The organism is Streptomyces sp. NPDC020192 (genome assembly GCF_044388685.1).
Taxonomy (GTDB): Bacteria; Actinomycetota; Actinomycetes; order Streptomycetales; family Streptomycetaceae; genus Streptomyces.
This window is the reverse complement of the sequence record NZ_JBIRXG010000012.1, coordinates 1-22,809: the sequence shown is the minus strand read 5'-3', so window position 1 is coordinate 22,809 and position 22,809 is coordinate 1. Positions and strand designations below refer to the sequence as shown.

The window sequence follows — 22,809 nt, the reverse complement described above, 5'->3', positions numbered from 1 at the left end:
CCGCGCACCGGGTGAGGTGGTGCGGCTCGTGGCGGCGGTGCACCGGACGGTGCGGCCCAGCCCCTGCAGGCACCGGGCCGCACTCTCGGATCAGGTCAGCTGAGGCCCGCGATGGTGGTGCGGACCTTGCCGATGATCTCGTCGGGCATCGGCGCGTAGCTGATGCCGCTCAGGATCTTCTGGCCGTCCTCGGACGCGATGTAGTTGAGGAAGGACTTGACGGTGGGCAGGGTGTCGGCCTTGTTGCCCTTGTCGCAGACGATCTCGTAGGTCACCAGGGTGATCGGGTACGCGCCGTCGGCCTTGGTGTTGTAGTTCAGCTTCAGCGACAGGTCGCTGCCGGTGCCGACGATCTTGGCGTCCGCGATGGCCTTGGTGGCGCTGTCGGAGCTCGGGGCGACCGGCTGGGCGGCACCGGTGCTGACGCTGGCCGCCTTGATGCCGTCACCGACGTAGGACAGCTCGAAGTAGCCGATGGCGCCGTTGGTCTGCTTGACCTGCTGGGCCACACCGGAGGACTGGGCGGCGGACTGACCGCCGGACGCCTGCCAGGTCTTGCCGCCCGAGTACTTCCAGTTCTCCGGGGTGGCGGCCTTCAGGTACTTGGTGAAGTTGTCCGTCGTACCGGAGTCGTCCGAACGGTGGAAGGCCTGGATCTTCAGGTCGGGAAGCTTCGCCGAGGGGTTCAGCTTCTTGATCGCGGCGTCGTTCCAGTTCGTGATCTTGCCGTCGAAGATCTTGGCGATGGTCGGGGCGTCCAGGACCAGGTTGTCCACGCCGTTCACGTTGTAACCGACGGCGATCGGGCCGCCGAGCATCGGCAGGTCGATGCCCTGGCCGCCGCTGGAGCAGACCTTCTTGGAGGCGGCGACGGCGTCGGGCTTCAGCGCGGAGTCGGAACCGGCCCACGGGATCTGGCCCTGGGTGAACGCGGTCACACCGGCGCCGGAACCGCCGGCCTTGTAGTTGATCTGCACGCCACAGGCCTGCGAGAAGTTCTTGACCCAGGCCTGGATGGCGTTCTTCTGCGCGGAAGAGCCGTCGGACAGCAGCTGGCCCTTGGCGCCGTCGCACTTGATGGCGGAGGCGTTGGTGGACGTCGAGGGGCCACCCGAGGCCTTCGAACCGCCACCGTTGTCGTCGGAGCCGCACGCCGTCAGGGCCAGGGCGCCGGAGACGGCGAGAGCACCGAGGGAGACGGCGCGCAGCCGGTTCTTGCGCTGAAGCTTCACTTTCGGGAGTTCCTTCCAGGAGCCGCCGCGGTCGGCGGCGTGCGAAGTCAGTCTCGTCAGATGCGTGAGCGCACTGATGGCCGCACTCCGCACCGGGTACGGCCGAAATTAGGCAGAACAGGTGAAGCCGCCGATGGCCGGAAGTGAACGGGGGGTGAACCCCTGCCGTCGGCCTGGTTAGGTCACGGAATGCTTACAGGGAGGGCACACTCAGGTTCCGGGCGGCGGGCGACGGCAGGGTTACGCCCACACGTCTTCGGCGTTCGTATCCCTGTGCGTGAACGGTCACGAACCGCTGTGTGCGAACTGTGACGAACTTTCCCGCCCAAGGCGCCGTCTCACCCCAGGAAGGGCCAAGCAGGCCCGGGGGATCCAGGGGAACCGGGGAAAGGCGACAGACGACCATGGGCATGGAACGGCGCACGTTCATCGCGGGTGGCACGGCCGCGCTCGCCGCGACCGCACTCTCGGGGTGCGGCAGCGGCGCGGGCACATCGGCCACGACGACAGGCACGGGCAAATCGTCCCTTATGTCCGCAAAGTCCGCCAGTGCCGGTGCCGCCGCCAACTGGACGGCCCTCGCCCGTGACCTGGACGGCACCCTGGTCCGCCCCGGCGACGCGGCCTGGAAGACGGCGCACCAGCTCTACAACACCCGCTTCGACACCCTGAAGCCCGCCGCGGTCGCCTACGTCGCCCACGCCGACGACATACGCACCACGCTCTCCTACGCCCGGGCACACGCCCTGAAGGTGTCCATACGCAACGGTGGCCACTCCTACGCCGGCTACTCCTCCGGCGACAACCGCCTCATCCTCGACGTCTCCCGGCTGAACCGCATCCGGGTCAGCGGCGGACAGGCGGTCGTCGGCGCCGGCTCCAAGCTGATCGACGTCTACCGGGCGCTGGCCGCGAAGGGCGTGACGATACCCGCGGGCTCCTGCCCCTCCGTCGGGGTCTCCGGCCTGGTGCTGGGCGGCGGCCACGGCGTCGCGTCCCGCGCGTACGGCCTGACCTGCGACAGCCTCACCCAGGCGACGCTGATCACGGCGGACGGCAGGCAGGTCACGGCGAACGCGAAGGATCACGCGGACCTCTTCTGGGCGCTGCGCGGCGCGGGCAACGGCAACTTCGGCGTGGTCACCGAGCTGCAGTTCAGGACGCACGCGGCCCCGCAAGCGGTGACGGCGTACCTGACCTGGCCGTGGTCGAAGGCGGCGGCGGTCCTCAAGGCCTGGCAGGAGTGGGGCCCGACCCAGCCGGACGAGATCTGGTCGTCGCTGCACCTGGAGTGCTCCCCGGGCCGCACCCCGTCGATCTCGGTGGCCTGCTTCTCGATGGGAACGTACGGCGAACTCCAGAACGCCGTCGACCGCCTCGCCCACCAGGCGGGCGCCAACGCCTCGTCCGTGACGCTGCGCCGCAAGGGCTACGAGGAGGCGATGGAGGCCTACGCGGGCTGCTCCTCGTTCGCGACGGACGCACAGTGCCACCTGCCCGGCTCGACCCCCGGCCGCTCCCCGCAGGGCGGGCTCAGCCGGGAGACGTACGCGGCCCGGTCCGACTTCTTCGACCGCTCCCTGTCGGCGGCGGGCATCCAGACGGTGCTGCGGCAGATCGCCTCGGTGCGCGGCGGCGCGGGCAGCATCGCCTTCACGGCCCTCGGCGGCGCGGTGAACCGTGTCTCACCGACGGCAACGGCCTTCGTCCACCGCCGCTCGCGCATGCTGGCGCAGTACATCGCGTCCTGGGGCGCGGGGGCTTCCGGCGGTACGGCACAGTCCTGGCTGACGTCGGCCCACGGGGCCATGCAGCCGTACGCCTCCGGCGCCGCCTACCAGAACTACACCGACCCGACGCTGAGCAACTGGCGCAAGGCGTACTACGGGGACGCGGTGACCCGGCTGGGGAAGGTGAAGAAGCAGTACGACCCGGCGAGGTTCTTCTCGTACGCGCAGGGGCTGTAGGGCACCGAGCGGGACGTGGCTGGTACCCGCTACGCGGCCAGGTCCCGCTCCTCGTTCTCCACGGACGCACGGGCGCTGGGCAGCAAGGCATCCTGCTGCCCACCCGCCGCGGACCGCCGCCGTACGATCCACCCCGCCCGCGGCGACCGCTCCACCGCCCGCATCAGCGGGGTGAGCAGGGCCATGGCCGCCGGGGAGAGGAGCAGGGCGACGGCAGTGCCGAGGGCGAAGCCGCCGACGACGTCCGTCGGGTAGTGCACGCCCATGAAGACCCGGCAGAAGCCCTCGAGCAGCGCGAGCGCGATCCCGGCGATCCCGAAGCGGCGGTTGGCGACGAAAAGGCCCACCCCCAGCGCCATGGTGATGGTGGCGTGGTCGCTGACGAAGGAGAAGTCGGTCTTGCCGGAGACGAGGACGTCGAGTCCCTGGTGATCGACGAAGGGCCGGGGCCGCTGCACGAACCCTCGGATGGGGATGTTGACGAGTACGGCGATGGCGGCCGCGATCGGTGCCCACACCAGCGCGGCGACGGAGGACGCGGCGTCCTCACCGCCCCGGCGCCGCACGGACGACCAGCACCACAGGACGAGCAGGGACATGGCGAGCAGCAGCCCGTACTCGCCGACGAACTCCATGACGCGGTCGAACCAGTGCGGAGCGTCGGCGGCCAGGCCGTTGATGTCGTAGAGCAGGCCGACGTCGGGGTTCGATCCGGATTCGGCGAGTACAGCCATGGTGCTGCGGCCCCTTCGTCGTCTGCCGGACGCACCTCGTGTGCGCCGCTCCTACCCCCGTGGTTCGTAGATCCGCTTCCGCTCGGCTACGTCAACAGGAACGCACACCCCTCATGAATACGTTCCACTCTCCACTGAATGATCACTCAGACGTTATCGAAGAGAGACTCATCACCGCAGCTCAGGGGGTTGGTTCACGCTCAGTTGACACCGTCTCACACCGCCGTGGGGAGCGCTTTTGCGCCATCTTCGGTGACGCGGGTGGCACCGAAGTAATCAGGGCTGTCGATGGGATCGAACCGGATCACGGCACCGGTCCTCGGCGCGTCGATCATGTACCCGCCCCCCACGTAGATCCCCACGTGATGGATGGCCCGCGAGTCGCTGAGGTCGGTGGAGAAGAACACGAGGTCACCGGGAAGCAACTGATCCCGGGACGGATGCGGCCCGGCGTTGTACTGATCGTTGGCCACCCGCGGCAACGTGATCCCGACACTCGCGTACGCGGCCTGCGTCAGCCCCGAACAGTCGAACCGCCCACCCTGCTCAGCGGTCCCCTCCCCACCCCACAGATACGGCGTCCCGAGCTTCTTCTGCGCGAAGTCGATTGCGCCGGCGGCTTGTTGGGTGGGGTCGATCCGGCTGACGGGCGCGGCGAAGCTCTTGGCCAGGCTGTTGATCCGCTGGACGTAGTTCTGCGTCTCGCTGATGCCCGGCACCCCGCCGGCCTTTATCACCCGGTAGGCACCGGCGTTGTAGGCGGCGAGCATGTTGTCGGAGACGTTGCCCGGCACGTGCTTCACGTCCTTCGCCAGCTGGCAGTCGTACGAAGCGGCCGACGGAATCGCGTCGTTGGGATCCCAGACGTCCCGCTTGCCGTCCCCGTTGGCATCGAGGCCGTAGATGGCCCACGTGCCGGGGATGAACTGCGCGATACCCTGCGCGTTGGCCGAGCTGACGATTTTCGGATTCCAGCCGCTCTCCTGGTACAGCTGCGCGGCGAGCAGCGCCGGGCTCAGCTCCGGGCACAGGTTGCCCCACTTCTGCACGAGCCCCTGGTAAGCGGCCGGCACAGCCCCCTTGGCCAACGCCCGGCCTCCCGAGACCACGCCGCCCACGAGGTTCCCGGCGACGACGTAGACCCCGACGACGAGCAGCATGACGAAGCCCATGCCGAGCCCGACGGCCGCCCCACCGATCACCCATACCTTCCGCACGGGTTCAACTTTCCCCCATGCCGGGTCGGTTCAAGGCACTTTCTGCGTGATGTGGCGTCATTTCACAGTGAAGCCCTGGCACATGATGCTGGTGTAGTCGCTGGGCGTGCGGATGTGGAACCACTGCACCGTCCAGTCGCCGGGATCGTTGCCGACCGGGATGGCGGGCAAGGACTTCTTCCCGTCCAACCAGGTACGGAAGTCGTCCGGGTAGGTGAGGTACGTCCAGGCGGACGCGTCACCGCCGTAGAGGTCGATGGGCTTGCTGGTGTAGCCCAGCGTCGCGCTCTGCGAGAGCACTCCGGCGACAGGCTTTCCAGTGCTCGGATCGATGCCGTGCGGCGGTTTCACGCTGACGGTCACGTAGTACGGGCCGTGGATCCCGGGGTGCCCGGAGTAGCTGTTGTGCCAGAACCCGATCCGCACCTTGTGCTCGAAGACCGGGCGCTCCGCGCGATTGCCGGGGTCGTCGGGGTCGGACATGGAGGACAAGAAATCCTTGGGCGCCAGCTCCGCGTCCGGCAGCTGGCACTGTCCCGTCGACGACTTCCAGTACTGGCGGTCGATGTTGTCAAGCGCGTGGGCGGGCGCGCCGCCCGTGCCGGTGGCCGTCTTGGACGCCGTCGCCTGCGGGCTGGACGCCTTGCCCGACGCGCTCGTGGAAGCCCGGCCCCCAGCGGTGTCCTTGCCGTCACCCCGCTGGGCGAGCACCACCGCGGTGGCCGCTCCGATCCCCACCACGAGTCCCACCGCCACGGCGACCATCCACCGCTTGCTCCGACGGCGGGCGGGCTGGCCCAGCTGGGTGGGCGTGTAGCCGTGACCGCCGTACGCGGGCCCCACCGTGGGCAGGTCGTGCGGCCCTACGGGCGACGCCACCGGCTGCGGAATCGGCATCGACGTCGGCGGGGTCTGCGGCGCGGCCTCGCCCAGCGCGGCGAGGCCGGCGTAGAACGGATCCTCCACGAGTGCGGACCGCACCCCACACCGGGCGATCACCTCCGCGAGTCCCGGCCGGGCGGCGGGGTCCTTGGCCGCGCAGGCCTCGATCAGGGCGGCCAGTTCCGGTTCGACGCCCGCCAGGTCGATGGGTTCGTGGACGGCGCGGTAGCTGACGCCGTTGGGGTCACCGGAACCGAAGGGCGCACGGCCGGTCGCCGCGTAGGCGAGGGTGGCGCCGAGGGCGAACACGTCGGCCGGCGGGCCGACCTGGTTGCGCATCAGTACCTCGGGGGCGGTGAAGCCGGGCGTGCCGGGCGCGAACCCGGCGTCGGTGAGGGCGGTCTGGTCCGCCGTACGGGCGATGCCGAAGTCGATGAGCTGGGGGCCCTGGGCGGCGAGGATGACGTTCTGCGGCTTCAGATCCCGATGCGTGACCCCGTGTTCGTGGACGGCCGCAAGGCCCTCGGCGAGGGCGGCGAAGAGGCTGCGGCAGGTCTCGACGGGCAGGGGCCCCCGTTCGGCGACCGCCTGGGCGAGGGTGGGGCCGGTGACGTACTCCGTGGCCAGCCAGTAGGGGGCCACGTCCAGCGAGGCGTCGATCAGGTTCGCCGTATAGGCACTGCGCACCGCACGCGCCGTCTCCACCTCGCGCCGGAAGCGCGCCAGGGCCTCGGGATGGCCGGTGATCTCGTCCCGGATCACCTTGATGGCGACCAGCCGACCCCCAGGAGAGCGCCCGAGGTACACCTGCCCCATCCCGCCCGCCCCGAGCCGGGCGAGCAGCGTATGGGTGCCTATGTGTGCCGGGTCCTGCGGCTTGAGTGCGTCCACGGACACACCCTGCCATGAAGATCAGTTAGCTGTGGCGTCCTTGTACAGCTCCGCCGCCTGTCTCCCCAGCACCACGCTGTACGACACGTCGTCCGTGTCGCCGCCCTCCTCATGGCCGCCGAGGACGCCGACGACCTGGCCGTCGCCGTTGATCCAGGGGCTGCCACTGGTACCGGCGGTGAAGGCCGGGCAGTCGATGCGCTGCTGGGTGCTGCTGTGCGCGGTCGGCTTGTTGGTGCAGCGGATCGGCACCTCGCGGGAGCTGGGATAGCCGATGACGGTCACGGCGGTGGCGCCGGTGTCCGTACCGGCCGTGAAGCGGTTGCCCCCGAGCACGTCCTCCAGCTTCCGCCCGTTCAGGTCCTCGACGACGACAAAGGCCAGGTCGCTGTCCTCGTCCTGGTCCTTGGCCCACCCGTCGGGCAGGTACCGCTTGCCCACCTTCCACACCCCGTACGGCGCCTTCCCGTCCCGGTAGCCCGGCACGAAGAGCAGACCACCGTCGTCGGCGCCGGCCACGCAGTGCGCCGCCGTGACGATGAGATCGTGCCCCGGGCTGTGCACGACCGACGCCGTACAGTAGTGGCCACCCTTGAGATCAGCGGCCCGGTCCGTGCTGAAGAGCGCACCGACCCGCGCCGTCTGCCGGGTCGCGGCGACATCGGCGGTGACCCCGAGCGGCCCCGGCCCGTCATCGGCGGCCGCCACGGACGCCGAGGTCAGGGCGAGCAGCACCACCGCCCCGAGCAACGCGGGACGCGAGTGGACGGAGATGCGTGTGATGCGCTTCATCAGCCCCCACTCTGCCGTGCGAACGTGAGAAACCCGCTGAGACTTCACTGAGTTTTTCCTGTGAAACCCCATTGGGGCGCACCGCAGACCCGAACGGCCGTGCGGACGTGCGGTGAGCCACCGACGAAAGTAAGGCCAGAAGGTCATCTACGGAAGAGACCCACCGAAGACGACCTGATGAACAGGCACGATTACGGTGCGCCACGACTCTGACATTCCGCCCACAACACCTTCCCGCCCCTGGACGCACCCGGCTCCCGCAGCACGGAGACACCCCAGGACTCGGCACAGGCCCGCACGAGGCGCAGTCCGCGCCCCCTCTCCGCGCCCTCTGGTACGGCCACGGGTACGGCGCCGGCGGCGAAGCCGGCCGGGACGCGGGGGTCGGTGTCCCAGACGGTCACCTTCGTGCTCGGCGTACGGGCAGGCGAGTTCGACCACTTCGTCACAGGGTGATTCGGTCGGGGAACGGAGAACCCTGTCAGCGGCGCAGCCTCCGGCGCGCGCAGAGGAAGCATGAGCAGCCATCCGCATCCGGCCACGGCGAGATCCGCCGGATCAGGGCGGCGTCGCTCGTTCTGCACCTGTCTTCCCCCGTTCATCGGAGTGCGCCCGGCTACTTCTCGCCCTTCTCGTCGTTGCCCTTGAAGCAGACGACGAACCAGTTTCCGGGGTCCGACTGAGTGAGCGAGCCGGTCGTGCCCGGGACGTCGGAGCACGAGAAGGTGTCGACGACGCTGCCCTTGTCCATCTTCAGGACCTTGTAGTCGGCATGCGGGTCGGTGCAGTCGAGCTTCTTGGCCTTCGCTTCCTTGGCCGTTCCGATGTTCTGGAAGCAGTCACCGGCCTTGAGCGTCGCGGACTGGTCCTTCGTGTCGTACGGGCCCAGGGCCCAGAACGTCACCATGCCCGCGATGACAAGGACCAGACCGAGGAAGATCAGGCGGTTGCGTCGTATCTGCGCCGAGGTGTACGAGGCGTTCGAGCCGCCCAGGGGCGGTATGTGGGACACGGGTGGTTCCTCAGGCAGTGGGGTCGTGCGGAGACGGCCACGAATCTAGCCCACCTGCCCGTACTCCAGTCCTCGTCGAAGCGCACCCCACGCTCACCCCACCGGCTTCAGCCCCCACCCCACCCCCGTCATCTCCTCCGACAGCACCCACAGCCTCCGCGCCGCCCCCGGATCACTGGCCGCCGCGCTGCGACTGACCAGCGTCGGCGCGCCGCGCATCTCACCGAGTCCGTCGGGGCCGACGTACGCCGCTCCGGGCAGGTCCTGACTCGCGGCGAACAGGGTGGGTAGGGCACCGGCCCTGTCGGACTGGGCGAAGAGCTTGTTGCCGATCGTCAGGGCGCCCCTCATCAGGGGGTTCCCGTGGTGGCTCTGGAGGTTGGTGGCGGCCCAGCCGGGGTGGGCGGCCAGTGCGCGGACCGGGGAGCCGGCCTCGGTGAGGCGGCGCTGGAGTTCCAGGGTGAACAGGAGGTTCGCCAGCTTGGACTGGGCGTAGGCGCGGGTCGGGGTGTAGCGGCCGCGCAGGTTCACGTCCTCGAAGTGGATCGCCTGGTCGCCGAAGCGGTGGACGCCGGAGGCGACCGTCACCACCCGGTCCGTGACGTACGGAAGCAGCAGGTTCGTCAGCGCGAAGTGCCCGAGGTGGTTCGTGCCGAACTGCATCTCGAAGCCCTGCTTCGTCCGCTGCTCCGGCAGCATCATCACGCCCGCGTTGTTGATCAGCAGGTCCAGTGGGCGGTCCCAGCCGGCGGCGAACTCCCTTACCGAGTCCAGATCCGCCAGGTCGAGGCGACGTACCTCCGTACTGCCCCCGACCCGCGCCGCCGCGGCACCGCCCCGCTCCAGATCCCGTACCGCGAACACCACATGCGCGCCGGCCCCCGCCAGCGCCTCGGCGGTCACGAGGCCGAGGCCGCTGTTGGCGCCGGTGATCACCGCGGTACGGCCGGTGAAGTCGGGGAGGTCGGTCACTTTCCATTTCGTATCAGCCATACCCCGAATGTAGGCGCCGACAACAATGCTGTCAATGACAACATCGGGATACGATGGTGCGCATGTCGCGCCAGTCCATAAGCCGCCCCTACCACCACGGAGACCTGCGCGCCGCCCTGCTCAAGAGCGCCGAGCGCACCCTGCGCAAGAAGGGGGTCGGCGCACTGTCGCTGCGCGAGCTGGCCCGGGACACCGGTGTGAGCCACGCCGCACCGGGCCGGCACTTCAAGGACAAGCAGGCGCTGATCGACGCCCTCGCGCTGGACGGGTACGAGCGGCTGAACCACGCCCTGGACACAGCCGCCGGCCGGCTCAGCCGGACCTTCGAGGACCGCATGGCCGCCGTCGCCCGCGCCTACCTCGGCTTCGCCGTCGACAACCCGGAGCTGCTGGAGCTGATGTTCACGCGCAAGCACGAACCCGACAGCTCCGCCCAGCTCGCCGCGGCCGTCGACCACTCCCTCGGCTCCTTCGCACGGATGATCGCCGACGCCCAGGAGCAAGGGGAGATCATCGCGGGCGACCCCGAGCGGATCACCATGGTCGTCGCCGCGAGCCTGCACGGCCTCGCCGCCCTCATCGCCGGCTGCGCGCTCGACGCCGAGGAAGCCATGAGTGGCCTGGACGAGCACGTGCATCTCCTGCTGAACGGACTCCGGCCGCGGTAACGCGCCTCGGCTCCACATCAGTTACGCGCGTAGCCACGCCTTGTGGCTGTGCTGTGCACAGGGTCAAGGCCCGGCCAGCCCATGGCCATCCGCCCGTCATTGATCAGTAAGCACCCAACCCCCGTGAGCAATGCGGTAGTCAGGATTCCGAAAGCCCCTTGTTGTCGCGTACTCAACAAGCGATGGTCGGTCACGGGCCGCCGCCCCCACCGGTCACCCACCGGTGGACCCCCACACCCGCAGGCCTCTGCCCACCACTTCCAGGAGGCTGTACCTTGCGTACGTCCACCCCCGACTCCCCCCACATATCCGGCAGATGGCGCCGGTTCGGATCGGCCGCCGCGGCCACCGCCGCGCTCCTCGCCGCCGGTCTGACCACCGCGGCCCACGCCGAAGCCGCCACCACCCCCCACAAGGTGAGCGCCAAGGCCATCGCCGCCCAGGTCGCCAAGGCCCACGTGCGCTACGAGAAGGCGTGCGCCGCGACCCCGAAGAAGGGCTACGCCGCCTGCAACGCCCTGCGCGTCACCGGCGGCACCACCGCCTTCATGGAGAAGCAGGCGGCCCTGAAGGGCGTCGCGCCGAAGACCGTCTCGCCGAACGCCTCCTCCGCCTCCCCCACCGGATACGGCCCGAGCGACATCCAGTCGGCCTACGGCCTCACCGACGCCGCCTCCTCCAACGGCTCCGGCGAGACCGTCGCCATCGTGGACGCCTACGACGACCCGAACGCCGCGGCCGACCTCGCCACGTACCGCTCGTACTACGGCCTGCCGTCCTGCACCACGTCCAACGGCTGCTTCAAGAAGGTCAGCCAGACCGGCTCCACCACCTCGCTCCCCTCCGCCGACAGCGGCTGGGCCGGTGAGGAGTCCCTCGACCTCGACATGGTCAGCGCGACCTGCCCGAACTGCAACATCCTCCTCGTCGAGGCCAAGTCGGCGTCCGACGCCAACCTGGGCACCGCGGTGAACGAGGCCGTCAAGCTGGGCGCAAAGTTCGTCTCCAACAGCTACGGCGGCTCGGAGTCCTCCTCCGACACCTCGTACGACACCTCGTACTACAAGCACCCGGGCGTCGCCATCACCGCGAGCGCGGGCGACAGCGCCTACGGCGCCGAGTACCCGGCCGCCTCCCAGTACGTGACCGCCGTCGGCGGCACCTCCCTGTCGACGGACTCCAGCAGCCGCGGCTGGACCGAGTCCGTCTGGAACACCTCCAGCACCGAGGGCACCGGCTCCGGCTGCTCCGCCTACGACCCCAAGCCCAGCTGGCAGACCGACAGCGGCTGCTCGACGCGCATGATCGGCGACGTCTCCGCCGTGGCCGACCCCGCCACCGGCGTCTCGGTCTACGACACCTACCAGGCGAGCGGCTGGAACACCTACGGCGGCACCAGCGCCTCCTCGCCGATCATCGCGAGCGTGTACGCCCTCGCCGGCACCCCGGGCAGCAGCGACTACCCGGCCCAGTACCCGTACAACGCGGCCGGCACCTCCGCTCTCAACGACGTGACGAGCGGCAGCAACGGCACCTGCGACACGGACTACTTCTGCAACGCCGGGACGGGCTACGACGGCCCGACCGGCTGGGGCACCCCGGAGGGCACGAGCGCCTTCAGCGCGAGCTAGTACCACCTGATCCGCCCCGTCGGGTCACGGGGAGCCGCCAGTGTGAGGGGGACGTGGGGTCCCCTCGGCGGCACGGAAAGGAAGACGGGCCACGGCAGCCGGCCGCGGCCCGTTTTCCCTGTCCAACACCCCCTTGTCTGTCCAACTCCCTTGAACGCGACGGCGCCCCCGTCCGCTCGGACGACCTGGACCACGACGCCTTGTGCCACCCCCAAGCACCAGGGCGAACTCGCCTGCGACTCCTTCCGGGTGACCGGCGGCCTCACCGCCTTCCCGGACGCCTACGACGACCCGAACGCCGCGGCCGACCTGGCGAAGTACCGCTCGTACTACGGCCTGTCCTCCTGCACCACCTCCAACAGCTGGTTCAAGAAGGTCAGTCAGACCGTCCTGCTGGTCGAGGCCACGGCGGCTCGGAGTCCTCGTCGGACACGTCGTACGACTCCTCCTACTTCAACCACCCGGGCGTCGACGTACGTGACGGCTCCGGCTGCTCCTCGTACGACACCAAGCCGAACCGGCGGACCGACACCGGCTGCGCCAAGCGCACGATCGCCGACGTGTCCGCCGTGGCCGACCCGGCGACCGGCGTCCCGGTCCACGACTCCTACGGCGTGACCGTCGACTGGGGCACCCCGGAGGGCACGGCGGCCTTCACCGGCTGACGGCCGATTGACCGAGCGTCAACCCCGCAGATGATGGGGCCCCGACGGCATCCGCCGCCGGGGCCCATGTCCATTTTCCGCCCACTCCCCATGAGAACATCATCCCGACGCCTCACCCGACCGGCCGTCAGAAACCGTGCCAGGTCGTAAGGGAGGACAACGACGGAACCACACGACAGGTTCCGGTCGGATCTCGTTGCCCGGCGTGACCTGCCGTGATACACAGAGTGACCGTACGAGGTATTCGTACGAAACCCGCCAGTCAATGACGTCAAGTCGACATACGACCGCGAAGTTGTCGGCGACAATGAGACCTGACCTCCGCACACCGCGGGGGCCTTGCGGAACTACCCACCAGGGGCGGTGACTTACATGCTCTTTGCGGCCGACAAGGGAGACATCAACACCATCATCGGCGGGATCGCCCCGAACTGGGGCCCCTTCGGCAGCCTGGGCAACGAGGCGAAGGTGATGATCGAGGTGGTGATGGCCGTAGCCATCCTCCTGTGCCTCGGCATCGCGGTCTGGGGTGCGGCCAAACAGCGCATCGGCGCCACCGCCCTCCGCGACACCTTCAGCGCGGAACAGGGCAAGGGCCTCATCATCGCCGGCCTCACCGGAGTCTTCATCATCGGCTCCCTCGGCACGCTGTTCACGATCGTGTACGGCATGGCGGTGTAACCGCACGTTCCTCCCTCTCTCCTCCCACCCGTCGTGCCCACCGGCTGAGGTTGCGTTTCCCTGATGTCGAGTCACCACACCGCGCCCGCGCGGGAACCAGCACGGCTACCGTCGTATGTCTACGAGGGTGAGGGGGCGCACACGCCATGAATCCCGGAGACGAGGGGTCCTACCCCGACTACGGCGACACGGGTCCGGTCCCCACCCGAACCCGCCTCCCCGACAACGACCCCTACGGCGGCGCCCCCCGCCGCCCCACCCGCTCCTCCTCCCGCAGCCTGGTGACGGTGGTGGGCGTGGTGGTCCTGCTGATCGCGGCGATCGCGTTTGCCAATCGAGGGGACGGCAACAACAGCAGCGCCGACGGCACGACGACAAAGGGCTCCGCGCCGCAGACGTCCTCCACAGCGCCCTCGGGCACCCGCCCCGTGGACACGAAGACCACCGGCATCCCCTCGGGCTTCGCCCACACGGAGCAGGGGGCGCAGAGCGCGGCGGCGAACTACTCGGTGGCCCTGGGATCCGCCGACATGTTCACCACCGCGCGGCGGCACGCGATCGTCAGCGCGCTCTACGTACCCGACGTGGCGGCCGCCAGACAATCGGCGTTGGACAGCGCCTACTCCAGCGGGACGTTCCTGTCCACCATCGGCCTGACGAAGGACGGCACGGCGCCGAAGGGGCAGACGTTCGTGTCCCGGGCGATTCCGGTGGGCACCAAGGTCACCTCCTCGGGCCAGGACACGGCCACGGTCGAGGTCTGGTACACCTCGCTCTTCGGTCTCTCCGGGGAGGCCTCCAAGAATCCGGTGACGGAGAGCTGGTACACCACGACGTACGTACTGAAGTGGGCCGACAACGACTGGAAGATCGCCGGCGACCAACAGAAGGAAGGCCCCGTGCCTGTCGGTCGTGATCAGACTGCGTCCACCGCTGACCAGATGACGAAGGCCGTCGAGGAGTACGGAGGGTTCACGTATGCGCGCTAACCACCGCGTCCTCAGGTTCGCGACGATCCTCGGCACCGTGCAGACTGCCACGGTGCTGCTGGCCGCCCGCGCCTTCGCCGCCCCCACTCCGACGCCCACTCCGTCCCCGTCGAAGAGCGGCGACGCCTGTTCGCTGATCCATGACGCCGCCAAGCAGTTCTGCGAGAAGGACAACGGCTCCAAGGGATCCTCCGGCTCCACCAACGCCCCCCTCACCGACTCCCTGGACCCCCTCTCCTCCCTCGCCAAAGGCTGCGCCGAAGCCGCCTCCTGGACCATCACCAAACTCAGCAAGGCCGTGAAGGAGACCGCCAACGTCGACTTCACCAATGAGAAGTTCCTTCAGCAGTACGCCATCGTCTTCGCCGCCTCCACGATCCTCACGCTCCTGCTGTGGCTCCTGGCCGTGGCCAAGCGGGCCGTACGCGGCGTACCGCTGACCACCGCCATCTCCGAGGCCGTCGGCTTCCTGTGGCTCACCGTGCTCGCCTCCGCCTTCACCCCGCTGATCCTCTACACCGTCGTATCCGCGACCGACGGCGTGACCGACGTCATCGCCAAGGCCTCCGGCGACCAGGCCGACACCTTCTTCGGCACCTTCTCCGGCGCCCTCGGCAAGGGCACCGACATCGGCGGCGGCCCGATCATGCTGATCGTCGTCTCCCTGGTCAGCATCCTCGCCGCCGGCGTCCTCTGGCTGGAGCTGGTCATCCGCGCCGCCCTCCTCTACGTCGGCGCCCTCCTCGGCACCGTCGTCTACGCCGGCCTCGTCGACAAGAACCTGTGGGGACACGTCCGGCGCTGGGCGGGGATCATGATCGCGGTCATCCTCGTCAAACCGGTCATCGTGATCGTCCTCGGCCTCGCCGGCGCGCTGTCGAGCGGCAACGGCCCCGACTCCTTCTCCGCCGTCGTCTCCGGCCTCGCCATCATCCTGCTCGCCATCTTCGCCAGCGCGATGATCTACCGCTTCGTCCCCGGCTTCGGCGACGAGATCGCCAACGGCCGCAACAACCGCATCATGCAGGGCGCCGAGAGCAAGGCCGCCGCCGTCATCAGCTCCCCCGCCACCCTCGTCGCCCAGGGCATCAAGACCCACAGCTCCCGCGCCGACAACAACGGCGGCGGCACGAGCAGCAGCACCCCCCGCCCGGCCAACCCCGCCAGCGGCGGCGTCGCCGCCCACAGCAGCCGCCCCTCCGGAGGCGGCGGCGGAGCAGTCCCCTCCGCCACGCCCGCGCCCCGCGCGCCCAGCCCGGCCAGCACCCCGCACGCCAGCAACGCCCGCAACAACCGCTCAGGAGGTGAAGGGCGTTGACGACCGAGTCCCATCTGTCCCATCCGGTCACGCCCCGCCGTACGTATCTCATCGGCCGCGCCCGGCCCAACGCGATCGTCGGCCGGAACCGCGAGTCCGGCGAGATCGCGCTGATCATCGCGGGCGCGTTCCTCGGCATGATGTGCGGCCTCCTCGTCCCGGTCCTCTCCCTGCGGATCGTGCTGCTCACCGGCTTCCCGCTGCTCGCGCTCGCCGCGGTCTACGTGCCGTACAAGCGCCGCACCTTCTACAAGTGGTTCGAGATCAACCGCAGCTACAAGCGCACCGTCAAGCGCGGCGCCGTCTACCGCTCCGCCGCCATGGAGGCCGGCACCCGCGTCGACGGCCGCGAGGTCGAGATCGGGCCCCCGCCCGGCATCGGCCGCATCAGCTGGCTCGCCGCCCCCTTCGGGCCCGACGAGATCGCCGTACTGCTGCACGCCGACCGCAAGACCGTCACCGCCGCCATCGAGATCGAGGGCCCCGGCGTCGGCCTGCGCGACTCCGAGGACCAGGAAGCCCTGGTCGACCGCTTCGGCACCCTCCTCAAGCACGTGGCCAACGGCGACGGCTTCGTCACCCGCCTCCAGATGCTCGCCCGTACGCTCCCCGCCGACCCCGACGCCCACGCCAAGGACGTCACCCTGCGCGGCGACGGCCGCGCCCCGGACTGGCTGGCCCGCTCCTACGACCAGCTCCAGTCCATGGTCTCCACCAGCAGCGAGCAGCACCGCGCCTACCTCGTCGCCTGCATGCACTACACCCGCGAACTGGCCGCCGAGGCCCAGGCCATGGCCCGCGCCGCCCGCCCGCAGTCCGGCCGCAAGCTGGACCGCGACGCCGGCCTCGCCGTCGTCATGGCCCGCGAGCTGACCGACATCTGCTCGCGCCTGCAGGAGGCCGACATCCGCGTCCGCCAGCCGCTCGGCCAGGGTCGGCTCGCCTCGCTCATCCACTCCATGTACGACCCGGACCACCCCATCGACCACATCCAGGCGATGACCCAGCGCAACGCCTGGCCGGCCGAGCTGGACGCCATGGAGCCCACCTTCCTCCAGGCGAAGACCCGCGAGTCCAACACCCGCGCCCCCTGGTGCCACGCCACCGCCTGGGTGAAGGAATGGCCCATGACCCCGGTCGGCGTGAACTTCCTCGCGCCCCTCCTCGTCCACACCCCGGACGTCATCCGTACGGTCGCCGTGACGATGGATCTCGAGCCCACCGAGGTAGCCATCGAACGCATGCTGACCGAGAAGACCAACGACGAGGCCGAGGCGTCCCGCGCCGCCAAGATGAACCGGACCGTCGACCCCCGGGACATCGCCGCCCACAACCGCCTCGACCAGCGCGGCGAGGACCTCGCCAGCGGCGCCGCCGGCGTCAACCTCGTCGGCTACATCACCGTCTCCGCCCGCACCCCCGAGGCCCTCAACCGCGACAAGCGCACGATAAGGGCCTCCGCCGGCAAGTCGTACCTGAAGCTGGAGTGGTGCGACCGCGAGCACCACCGGGCATTCGTGAACACGCTTCCGTTCGCCACCGGAATCCGAAGGTAGGGGCTGATGCGCTGATGCGGGACCCGCTGTCCGTCCTCACAGACGCCTTCACGTCCTTCCTCTTCGGAAAGGTCGAGACGACCCGCCTCCCGGTCCGCACCTCCACGGGCCAGGCCCAGGCGGTCTACCTGCCCACGGCCGCCCCCGGCCTCGGCGACTCCGGCGTCATCATCGGCCGCGAGGTGTACTCCGGAAAGGGCTACATCTACGACCCCTTCCAGCTCTACGGCCAGCAGCTCCCGGCCCCCCACTGGCTCGTCCTCGGCGAGTCCGGCAACGGCAAGTCGGCCCTGGAGAAGACCTACGTCCTACGGCAACTGCGCTTCAAGGACCGCCAGGTCGTCGTCCTCGACGCCCAGGGCGAGGACGGCGTGGGTGAGTGGAACCTCATCGCGGAGGAACTGGGGATAACTCCCATCCGGCTCGACCCGACGGCCGCCCTGGACCACGGCATCCGGCTCAACCCCCTGGACCCGTCGATCACGACCACGGGCCAGCTCGCGCTGCTGCGCACCATCATCGAGGTCGCGATGGGCCACGGCCTGGACGAACGCTCAGGCTTCGCCCTGAAGGTCGCCCACTCCTACGTCAACGAGACGATCGTCGACCGCCAGCCGGTCCTCACCGACATCGTCGAGCAGCTACGGCACCCCGAGCCGGAGTCGGCGGAGGCGATGAACGTCGCCATAGACGATGTACGGGCCTGGGGGCTCGATGTCGCCCTGGTCCTGGACCGCCTGGTCGACGGTGACCTGCGTGGCATGTTCGACGGCCCGACGACGGTCGGCATCGACCTGGACGCCCCACTGATCGTCTTCGACCTGTCCCACATCGACCGCAACTCCATCGCCATGCCGATCCTGATGGCGATCGTCGGTGTGTGGCTGGAGCACACCTGGATCCGCCCCGACCGGAAGAAGCGCATCTTCCTGGTCGAGGAGGCCTGGCACATCATCAACAGCCCCTTCGTGGCCCAGCTGTTCCAGCGGCTGCTGAAGTTCGGCCGCCGACTGGGTCTCTCGTTCGTCGCCGTGGTCCACCATCTGTCCGACGTGATCGACGGCGCGGCGGCGAAGGAGGCGGCCGCGATCCTGAAGATGGCCTCGACCAGGACGATCTACGCCCAGAAGGCCGACGAAGCGAGGGCGACGGGCCGCGTCCTGGGCCTGCCCCGCTGGGCGGTGGAGATCATCCCCACCCTGACCCCCGGCATCGCCGTATGGGATGTCAACGGCAACGTCCAGGTGGTCAAACACCTGGTCACGGAGACGGAACGCCCGCTGGTCTTCACCGACCGCGCGATGACCGAGTCCTCCAGCGACCTCGTCGCCGACGACGTGCTGCGTGCCGCCGAGCTGGAGGCCGAGCAGCGGGCGGCGGCCTTCGTGGAGCAGCATCTGGGCGACTCCGAGTCGACGGTGGCGTAGCGGGAGGGGACAGGCGTGAGACCGGACGATCGCCGTGCGGACCGGCGGGAGGGCCAGGGCGGCATCCCCGACGGCCTCCTGATCGGCATACTCGCGTTCCTCCTCGGCATGACCCTGCTGGTGTGGACGGCCACGGGCCTCGGGGCCCTCTTCGCCCAGGGCGCCTGGCCCACCGGCGTCACCTTCACCCGCACCCCCATGGCCATGCGCCACCTGATCGCCCAGCCGCACGACATCACCGGCGCCTGGCCGGACACCCCCGCGAGTCAGCTGTCCGGCTGGGGCCTGTTCTGGGGCCTGTTCATCGGCCAGCTGATGATCCTGATCGTCCTCACCGTGTTCGTGATGGGCACGGTGGCGAGGTGGCGGGCGGGGAGGAGGCGAAGGGCGGCCGCAGTGCGGCAGGAGCAGGGGCCGGGACACGAGGTGCCGCTGCCGCACAGGGAGCCGAGGCAGGAGCAGGAGCCGGAGCCGCTCCCGACGGAAGCCTTCCAGGAAGCGGCCCCGGAAGCGCCGTTGCCCGGCCTCTCGGCCGACGGCGAACGGGTTGGCGGCTGGGAAAAAATCCACGTCGCCCCCAGGGAGAGCCGCCGGACGACCGCAGTCCAAGCCGTACGCGAAGCGGAAGGCCCCGCCCTCGTCGTCACCTCGAACCCAGCCCTCTGGGCGGAGACAAAGGACGCGAGAGCCAAACTGGGCCCCACCCTCCTCTACGACCCCACCCATCTCTGCGACACCCCGGCCCGCCTCCACTGGTCCCCCACAGCAGGCTGCGAGGACAAGCAAACGGCACTGCACCGAGCAACCGCCCTCCTCGCCCCCGTCCAACCCACAGCCAAGATCGACCAGGCAGTGGCGGACACGGCGATAACACTCCTGCGCAGCTACCTCCACGCCGCCGCCCTCGAGAGCAAGACCATCCGCCACGTCCACCGCTGGGCCCAGGGCACCCAGATCCAGGACGCCGTACGCACCCTCCGTACCCATCCCAAGGCCGCCCCCGGTGCCGCCGGCGAACTCGAGGCCGCTCTCACCGCACACCCGGAACGCCGGGACATCGCCCAGGAGTTGACCAGCCGGGCCCTCGCCGCCCTTTTCACCGTCAACATCCGCGAGGCCTGCACCCCGAACCGAACAGATGCCCTGTCACTGGATTCCTTCGTCCAGGAAGGGGGCACGCTTTATGTGGTCGGTGAATCCATCGAGGACCCCAGGAGCAACCCGGGTGCGATGCCGCTCCTGACGGCCCTCGTCTCAAGCGTGGTCGAGCGTGGCCGGCGCATGGCCGAACGGTCATCCTCCGGTCGGCTCGACCCACCACTCACCCTGGTCCTGGACGACATCGCGGCCGTCGCCCCGCTCCCCCGACTCCCGGACCTGCTCGCCACCGGCCCCGCCCAGGGCCTCCCCACCCTCGCCCTCCTCCGCTCCCGCGAACAGGCCCGCTCCCGCTGGCCCCACCAGGACCTGCCGGTCTGACACGCCGCCGTCAGATGCCGTACCTCTCCTGGTACTTGGCGAGGATCTGATGCGCCTGGCCCTTCATCCTGTGCTCGGCCCGGGCTCGGGCGATCTCGCCGATCTCCTCGGGCGTGAGGCCGAGCCACCGCATCGTGTTCAGCGCGATACTGACGATGTCGACCATCTCTCGAGCGGCGGCTTCGGTGTCTCCCGCGGCCAGATGCTCCTCGAGCTCGTCGAACTGGATGTCGGTGGCTCGCCGAAAGTGGGACAGGGGCTTGCGAGTGACCTCGTCATGGGCTTCCTGCCAGGCATCCCAGATGTCCTGAAACGGACCTAGCTCCTCTGTCGCCACGACGCCTTCTCCTTCTGCTACCTCATGGCCGCGATGACCGACTGAGCCCCCGACTGATCGAAGACCAGCCCCGTCCCGAGGAAGAGGAAGCCGACGACGGCCAGTGCGACCATACGCCGCTGGGACAGCTGCGGGATCTCCACCTCGTTGATCTTCAACCCCCCTCCCATGATCGCCAGAGCAATACACACGGCACCCAGAACGTGCAGACTCATACGTCCCCCAAGACGAATCATTCAGCGTGTCTGTGTGTACTTTTCCATAGACGCGCAGGGGCGTCTACCTGGCTCACAGCGTGAATCTGCGGAGAGCTTCCAGGTCGTGCAGGACGATCTGCCGCCGGCCGGTGCTGACGACGTTCTGATCCCGCAGTTTCCGCAGCTCGATCGCCACGGCATCCCGGGACGCACCGATACGGCTGGCCAGGTCCTGCTGGGACATCGACACCGCCAGGACCCAGCCGTCGTCCGACTGTTCACCGATCTCGTTGGCCAACTCGAGCAGCCAGCGCGCCAGCCGGTTGCGCACCCCCAGCCGGCTCAGGAGCACCTGCTGGTCCGACTGGCGACGACGCTGTACGGCGGCCCTGTACATCTCCGGCCACAGCCTCTGCTCCTCCACGAACCGGAGCAGGTCGCCGGCGGCGATGTCGACTCCCACCACCTCGCTGATGGTCGTGACCGTGGCCGACCTGGGCTCCCCCATCAGCACGCCCTCGTCGCCCATCACCTCGCCGGGCCCGCGGATGGCCAGAATGACCTCCGCACCGTCCGTGGCGCGCTGCGTCACCTTCACATGGCCCTCCTCGATGACGAGAACCGAATGAGAAGGCTGCCCCTCCCAGAAGATGACCTGTCCCTCGGGAAAGCGGACCTCGCTCCCCTGCGCCCGAAGGGCCTTCCGCTGCTCGGCGGGCAGCACCTGCATGATGGTCGAATGAGCCTGGTTTCCCATGCGATTGAGTGTACAAATCCACACTCGACTTAGGTATGCCCCATGTATGCCGCGCAGAGACAAGGTCAGAGAGGTCAGGGTAGGTCAGGGACGACCCAGCACGAACTCCAACTCGTTCTGCGTCTCGTCCTTGAAGAACGCCATCTCTACCCCGCTCGGCACGAACCCCGCCTTCCGGTACGCCCCCTGGGCCCGCGCGTTCTCCTCGTGCACGTGCAGCCGCATCCGCTCGGCGCCCCGCTCCCAGGCCCACTCCACGCCGGCGTCGAACAGGGCCTTGATCAGCCCGTTCCCTCGGTGCTCGGGCCGGACGTACACCCCGACCACATGCCCCTGCCGGCGCTCGACGGCGTGCCCCGCCCAGTCCTTCGTCCCGGCCTCCTCGATGATCACGGTCACCGTCCCGACCCACTCACCACCAGGCGTCTCGGCGATGAACTGCCGCGCCGCAGTGGACCCCTCACCGGATCCCACGGCCCGGTCCTGCCAGAAGGCGTCCGCCTTGGCCTCGCCCTCCTCATAGGTCTCCATGAAGGCGAGATGCGCGACCGGATCCCGCAGCGCTTCCAACCGCAACTGCTTCACTCGGGGCCAGTCGTCCGCTCGTATGGCGCGGACGACGTAGTCATGACTGTCATGGCTGCTCATGGCCTCACCGTAGTGCGGCCTTGTTGTCAGCGGCATCCCATATTGTGGACGCCATGACAACACTGCCTCACCGTCCGCATACCGCCCTGCTGGTCATCGACGTACAGAACGGTGTGATGGTGCCGAGCTCACCGAACCGCGAGCACGTCATCGCCAACATCGGCACGCTCATCGACGAGGCCCGCGCGGCGGACGTACCCGTGCTCTGGGTACAGCACCAGGACGAGGAGCTGGTGCCGGGCACCGAGATCTGGGAGTACGTCCCGGAACTGAAGCGACTCGATTCCGAGCCCCTGATCGCCAAGCGATACCGGGACTCCTTCGAGGACACCGACCTGGAGACCGTCCTGGCGGAGCGCGGAGTGGGCCGCCTCGTGGTCACGGGCGCCCAGACCGACTTCTGCATCCGATCGACCCTGCACGGCGCCCTCGCACGGGGCTACGACGCGACGCTGGTCGCCGACGCCCACACCACGGAGGACCTCACCGAGTACGGCGCGCCGGCCCCCGAGCAGGTCATCGCCCACACCAACCTCTACTGGAACGGCCAGCACGCACCCGGCCGCAAGGGCGGGACGGTGAACACGGCCGAGGTGACCTTCTGAAAAGGTTCCTGAAACGCAGAAAGGCCCACGCCGGATGGCGTGGGCCTTTCTCAAAATTTGTTCGGCGGCGTCCTACTCTCCCACAGGGTCCCCCCTGCAGTACCATCGGCGCTGTGAGGCTTAGCTTCCGG

21 protein-coding genes and 1 pseudogene are annotated in these 22,809 nt (G+C 69.2%); 11 read left to right on the top strand and 11 right to left on the bottom strand.

Annotation, left to right across the window (positions count from 1 at the left end; translation table 11 throughout):
- Positions 1 to 95: 95 nt before the first annotated feature.
- Positions 96 to 1,232, bottom strand: a complete 1,137-nt coding sequence (pstS, locus tag ACH47Z_RS23020) for a phosphate ABC transporter substrate-binding protein PstS (protein WP_399076501.1) — start codon at positions 1,230 to 1,232, stop codon at positions 96 to 98.
- Between the two features lie 410 nt (positions 1,233 to 1,642).
- On the opposite strand from pstS, the gene ACH47Z_RS23015 reads away from it, so the two are divergent.
- On the top strand, positions 1,643 to 3,199 hold the full coding sequence (locus tag ACH47Z_RS23015; RefSeq protein WP_399076499.1) for an FAD-binding oxidoreductase: 1,557 nt from the start codon (positions 1,643 to 1,645) through the stop codon (positions 3,197 to 3,199).
- A 29-nt stretch (positions 3,200 to 3,228) separates the two neighbouring features.
- Here ACH47Z_RS23015 and ACH47Z_RS23010 read toward each other — a convergent pair whose 3' ends face one another.
- The 6 genes from ACH47Z_RS23010 to ACH47Z_RS22985 all read right to left on the bottom strand — a co-directional run bounded on the left by ACH47Z_RS23010 (position 3,229) and on the right by ACH47Z_RS22985 (position 9,720).
- A complete protein-coding gene (locus tag ACH47Z_RS23010) occupies positions 3,229 to 3,933 on the bottom strand; it encodes a phosphatase PAP2 family protein (protein ID WP_399076497.1) in 705 nt (234 codons plus the stop codon).
- Positions 3,934 to 4,148: 215 nt separating this feature from the next.
- The gene (locus ACH47Z_RS23005) at positions 4,149 to 5,105 is read right to left on the bottom strand and encodes an NlpC/P60 family protein (protein ID WP_399077024.1); all 957 of its coding nucleotides are present in this window, start codon (positions 5,103 to 5,105) and stop codon (positions 4,149 to 4,151) included.
- A gap of 102 nt (positions 5,106 to 5,207) precedes the next feature.
- Positions 5,208 to 6,923: a serine/threonine-protein kinase gene (locus ACH47Z_RS23000; protein ID WP_399076495.1), complete on the bottom strand. Its 1,716-nt coding sequence runs from the start codon at positions 6,921 to 6,923 to the stop codon at positions 5,208 to 5,210.
- A 21-nt stretch (positions 6,924 to 6,944) separates the two neighbouring features.
- Positions 6,945 to 7,715 carry a trypsin-like serine peptidase gene (locus ACH47Z_RS22995; RefSeq protein ID WP_399076493.1) on the bottom strand — a complete coding sequence of 257 codons (771 nt, stop codon included), beginning with the start codon at positions 7,713 to 7,715 and terminating at the stop codon, positions 6,945 to 6,947.
- A gap of 616 nt (positions 7,716 to 8,331) precedes the next feature.
- Entirely contained in the window at positions 8,332 to 8,727 is a 396-nt protein-coding gene (locus ACH47Z_RS22990) for a hypothetical protein (RefSeq protein WP_399076491.1), read from the bottom strand.
- Between the two features lie 93 nt (positions 8,728 to 8,820).
- Positions 8,821 to 9,720, bottom strand: coding sequence for an oxidoreductase (locus ACH47Z_RS22985; protein ID WP_399076489.1), 900 nt, complete (start codon positions 9,718 to 9,720; stop codon positions 8,821 to 8,823).
- A 62-nt stretch (positions 9,721 to 9,782) separates the two neighbouring features.
- Between ACH47Z_RS22985 and ACH47Z_RS22980 the strand changes: the two genes are divergently transcribed.
- The 9 genes and pseudogenes from ACH47Z_RS22980 (at position 9,783) to ACH47Z_RS22940 (ending at position 20,134) form a co-directional block, all read left to right on the top strand.
- On the top strand, positions 9,783 to 10,388 hold the full coding sequence (locus ACH47Z_RS22980) for a TetR/AcrR family transcriptional regulator (protein ID WP_399076487.1): 606 nt from the start codon (positions 9,783 to 9,785) through the stop codon (positions 10,386 to 10,388).
- Between the two features lie 275 nt (positions 10,389 to 10,663).
- Complete coding sequence (locus ACH47Z_RS22975; RefSeq protein ID WP_399076485.1) at positions 10,664 to 12,019, top strand: peptidase S8; 1,356 nt, start codon at positions 10,664 to 10,666, stop codon at positions 12,017 to 12,019.
- 150 nt (positions 12,020 to 12,169) lie between these two features.
- Positions 12,170 to 12,672: pseudogene (locus ACH47Z_RS22970) on the top strand (hypothetical protein); the annotation flags it as partial.
- 384 nt (positions 12,673 to 13,056) lie between these two features.
- Positions 13,057 to 13,365, top strand: a complete 309-nt coding sequence (locus tag ACH47Z_RS22965) for a hypothetical protein (RefSeq protein WP_009189392.1) — start codon at positions 13,057 to 13,059, stop codon at positions 13,363 to 13,365.
- Between the two features lie 146 nt (positions 13,366 to 13,511).
- Positions 13,512 to 14,354, top strand: a complete 843-nt coding sequence (locus ACH47Z_RS22960; RefSeq protein ID WP_399076483.1) for a hypothetical protein — start codon at positions 13,512 to 13,514, stop codon at positions 14,352 to 14,354.
- Positions 14,344 to 15,672 (top strand): hypothetical protein, encoded by a 1,329-nt coding sequence (locus ACH47Z_RS22955; protein WP_399076481.1) that lies wholly within the window; start codon positions 14,344 to 14,346, stop codon positions 15,670 to 15,672. The genes ACH47Z_RS22960 and ACH47Z_RS22955 overlap by 11 nt, the downstream gene beginning before the upstream one ends.
- Positions 15,669 to 17,228: an SCO6880 family protein gene (locus ACH47Z_RS22950; RefSeq protein WP_399076479.1), complete on the top strand. Its 1,560-nt coding sequence runs from the start codon at positions 15,669 to 15,671 to the stop codon at positions 17,226 to 17,228. Before ACH47Z_RS22955 ends, ACH47Z_RS22950 begins: the two co-directional genes overlap by 4 nt.
- A 14-nt stretch (positions 17,229 to 17,242) precedes the next feature.
- Positions 17,243 to 18,655, top strand: a complete 1,413-nt coding sequence (locus ACH47Z_RS22945) for an ATP-binding protein (protein WP_399076477.1) — start codon at positions 17,243 to 17,245, stop codon at positions 18,653 to 18,655.
- Between the two features lie 15 nt (positions 18,656 to 18,670).
- The gene (locus tag ACH47Z_RS22940) at positions 18,671 to 20,134 is read left to right on the top strand and encodes a type VI secretion protein (protein WP_399076475.1); all 1,464 of its coding nucleotides are present in this window, start codon (positions 18,671 to 18,673) and stop codon (positions 20,132 to 20,134) included.
- A gap of 10 nt (positions 20,135 to 20,144) precedes the next feature.
- Here the strand turns inward: ACH47Z_RS22940 and ACH47Z_RS22935 are convergent, their stop codons facing one another.
- The 4 genes from ACH47Z_RS22935 to ACH47Z_RS22920 form a co-directional block, all read right to left on the bottom strand.
- Positions 20,145 to 20,471, bottom strand: coding sequence for a hypothetical protein (locus tag ACH47Z_RS22935; protein WP_399076474.1), 327 nt, complete (start codon positions 20,469 to 20,471; stop codon positions 20,145 to 20,147).
- 17 nt (positions 20,472 to 20,488) lie between these two features.
- A complete protein-coding gene (locus ACH47Z_RS22930) occupies positions 20,489 to 20,641 on the bottom strand; it encodes a hypothetical protein (protein ID WP_399076472.1) in 153 nt (50 codons plus the stop codon).
- Positions 20,642 to 20,759: 118 nt separating this feature from the next.
- Entirely contained in the window at positions 20,760 to 21,425 is a 666-nt protein-coding gene (locus tag ACH47Z_RS22925; protein WP_399076470.1) for a Crp/Fnr family transcriptional regulator, read from the bottom strand.
- 84 nt (positions 21,426 to 21,509) lie between these two features.
- On the bottom strand, positions 21,510 to 22,073 hold the full coding sequence (locus ACH47Z_RS22920) for a GNAT family N-acetyltransferase (RefSeq protein ID WP_399076468.1): 564 nt from the start codon (positions 22,071 to 22,073) through the stop codon (positions 21,510 to 21,512).
- A gap of 53 nt (positions 22,074 to 22,126) precedes the next feature.
- On the opposite strand from ACH47Z_RS22920, the gene ACH47Z_RS22915 reads away from it, so the two are divergent.
- Positions 22,127 to 22,678, top strand: coding sequence for a cysteine hydrolase family protein (locus tag ACH47Z_RS22915; RefSeq protein WP_399076466.1), 552 nt, complete (start codon positions 22,127 to 22,129; stop codon positions 22,676 to 22,678).
- Positions 22,679 to 22,809 lie beyond the last annotated feature (131 nt).

Excerpts from the sequence above, each read along its gene's own strand:
- ACH47Z_RS22925 (WP_399076470.1), bottom strand. The coding sequence starts at position 21,425 with ATGGGAAACCAGGCTCATTCGACCATCATGCAGGTGCTGCCCGCCGAG.
- ACH47Z_RS22960 (WP_399076483.1), top strand. The coding sequence starts at position 13,512 with ATGAATCCCGGAGACGAGGGGTCCTACCCCGACTACGGCGACACGGGT.
- ACH47Z_RS22985 (WP_399076489.1), bottom strand. The coding sequence starts at position 9,720 with ATGGCTGATACGAAATGGAAAGTGACCGACCTCCCCGACTTCACCGGC.
- ACH47Z_RS22955 (WP_399076481.1), top strand. The coding sequence starts at position 14,344 with ATGCGCGCTAACCACCGCGTCCTCAGGTTCGCGACGATCCTCGGCACC.
- ACH47Z_RS22945 (WP_399076477.1), top strand. The coding sequence starts at position 17,243 with ATGCGGGACCCGCTGTCCGTCCTCACAGACGCCTTCACGTCCTTCCTC.
- ACH47Z_RS22915 (WP_399076466.1), top strand. The coding sequence starts at position 22,127 with ATGACAACACTGCCTCACCGTCCGCATACCGCCCTGCTGGTCATCGAC.
- ACH47Z_RS22995 (WP_399076493.1), bottom strand. The coding sequence starts at position 7,715 with ATGAAGCGCATCACACGCATCTCCGTCCACTCGCGTCCCGCGTTGCTC.
- ACH47Z_RS23015 (WP_399076499.1), top strand. The coding sequence starts at position 1,643 with ATGGAACGGCGCACGTTCATCGCGGGTGGCACGGCCGCGCTCGCCGCG.
- ACH47Z_RS23010 (WP_399076497.1), bottom strand. The coding sequence starts at position 3,933 with ATGGCTGTACTCGCCGAATCCGGATCGAACCCCGACGTCGGCCTGCTC.
- ACH47Z_RS22920 (WP_399076468.1), bottom strand. The coding sequence starts at position 22,073 with ATGAGCAGCCATGACAGTCATGACTACGTCGTCCGCGCCATACGAGCG.
- ACH47Z_RS22980 (WP_399076487.1), top strand. The coding sequence starts at position 9,783 with ATGTCGCGCCAGTCCATAAGCCGCCCCTACCACCACGGAGACCTGCGC.
- ACH47Z_RS22930 (WP_399076472.1), bottom strand. The coding sequence starts at position 20,641 with ATGGGAGGGGGGTTGAAGATCAACGAGGTGGAGATCCCGCAGCTGTCC.
- ACH47Z_RS22965 (WP_009189392.1), top strand. The coding sequence starts at position 13,057 with ATGCTCTTTGCGGCCGACAAGGGAGACATCAACACCATCATCGGCGGG.
- ACH47Z_RS23005 (WP_399077024.1), bottom strand. The coding sequence starts at position 5,105 with ATGGGCTTCGTCATGCTGCTCGTCGTCGGGGTCTACGTCGTCGCCGGG.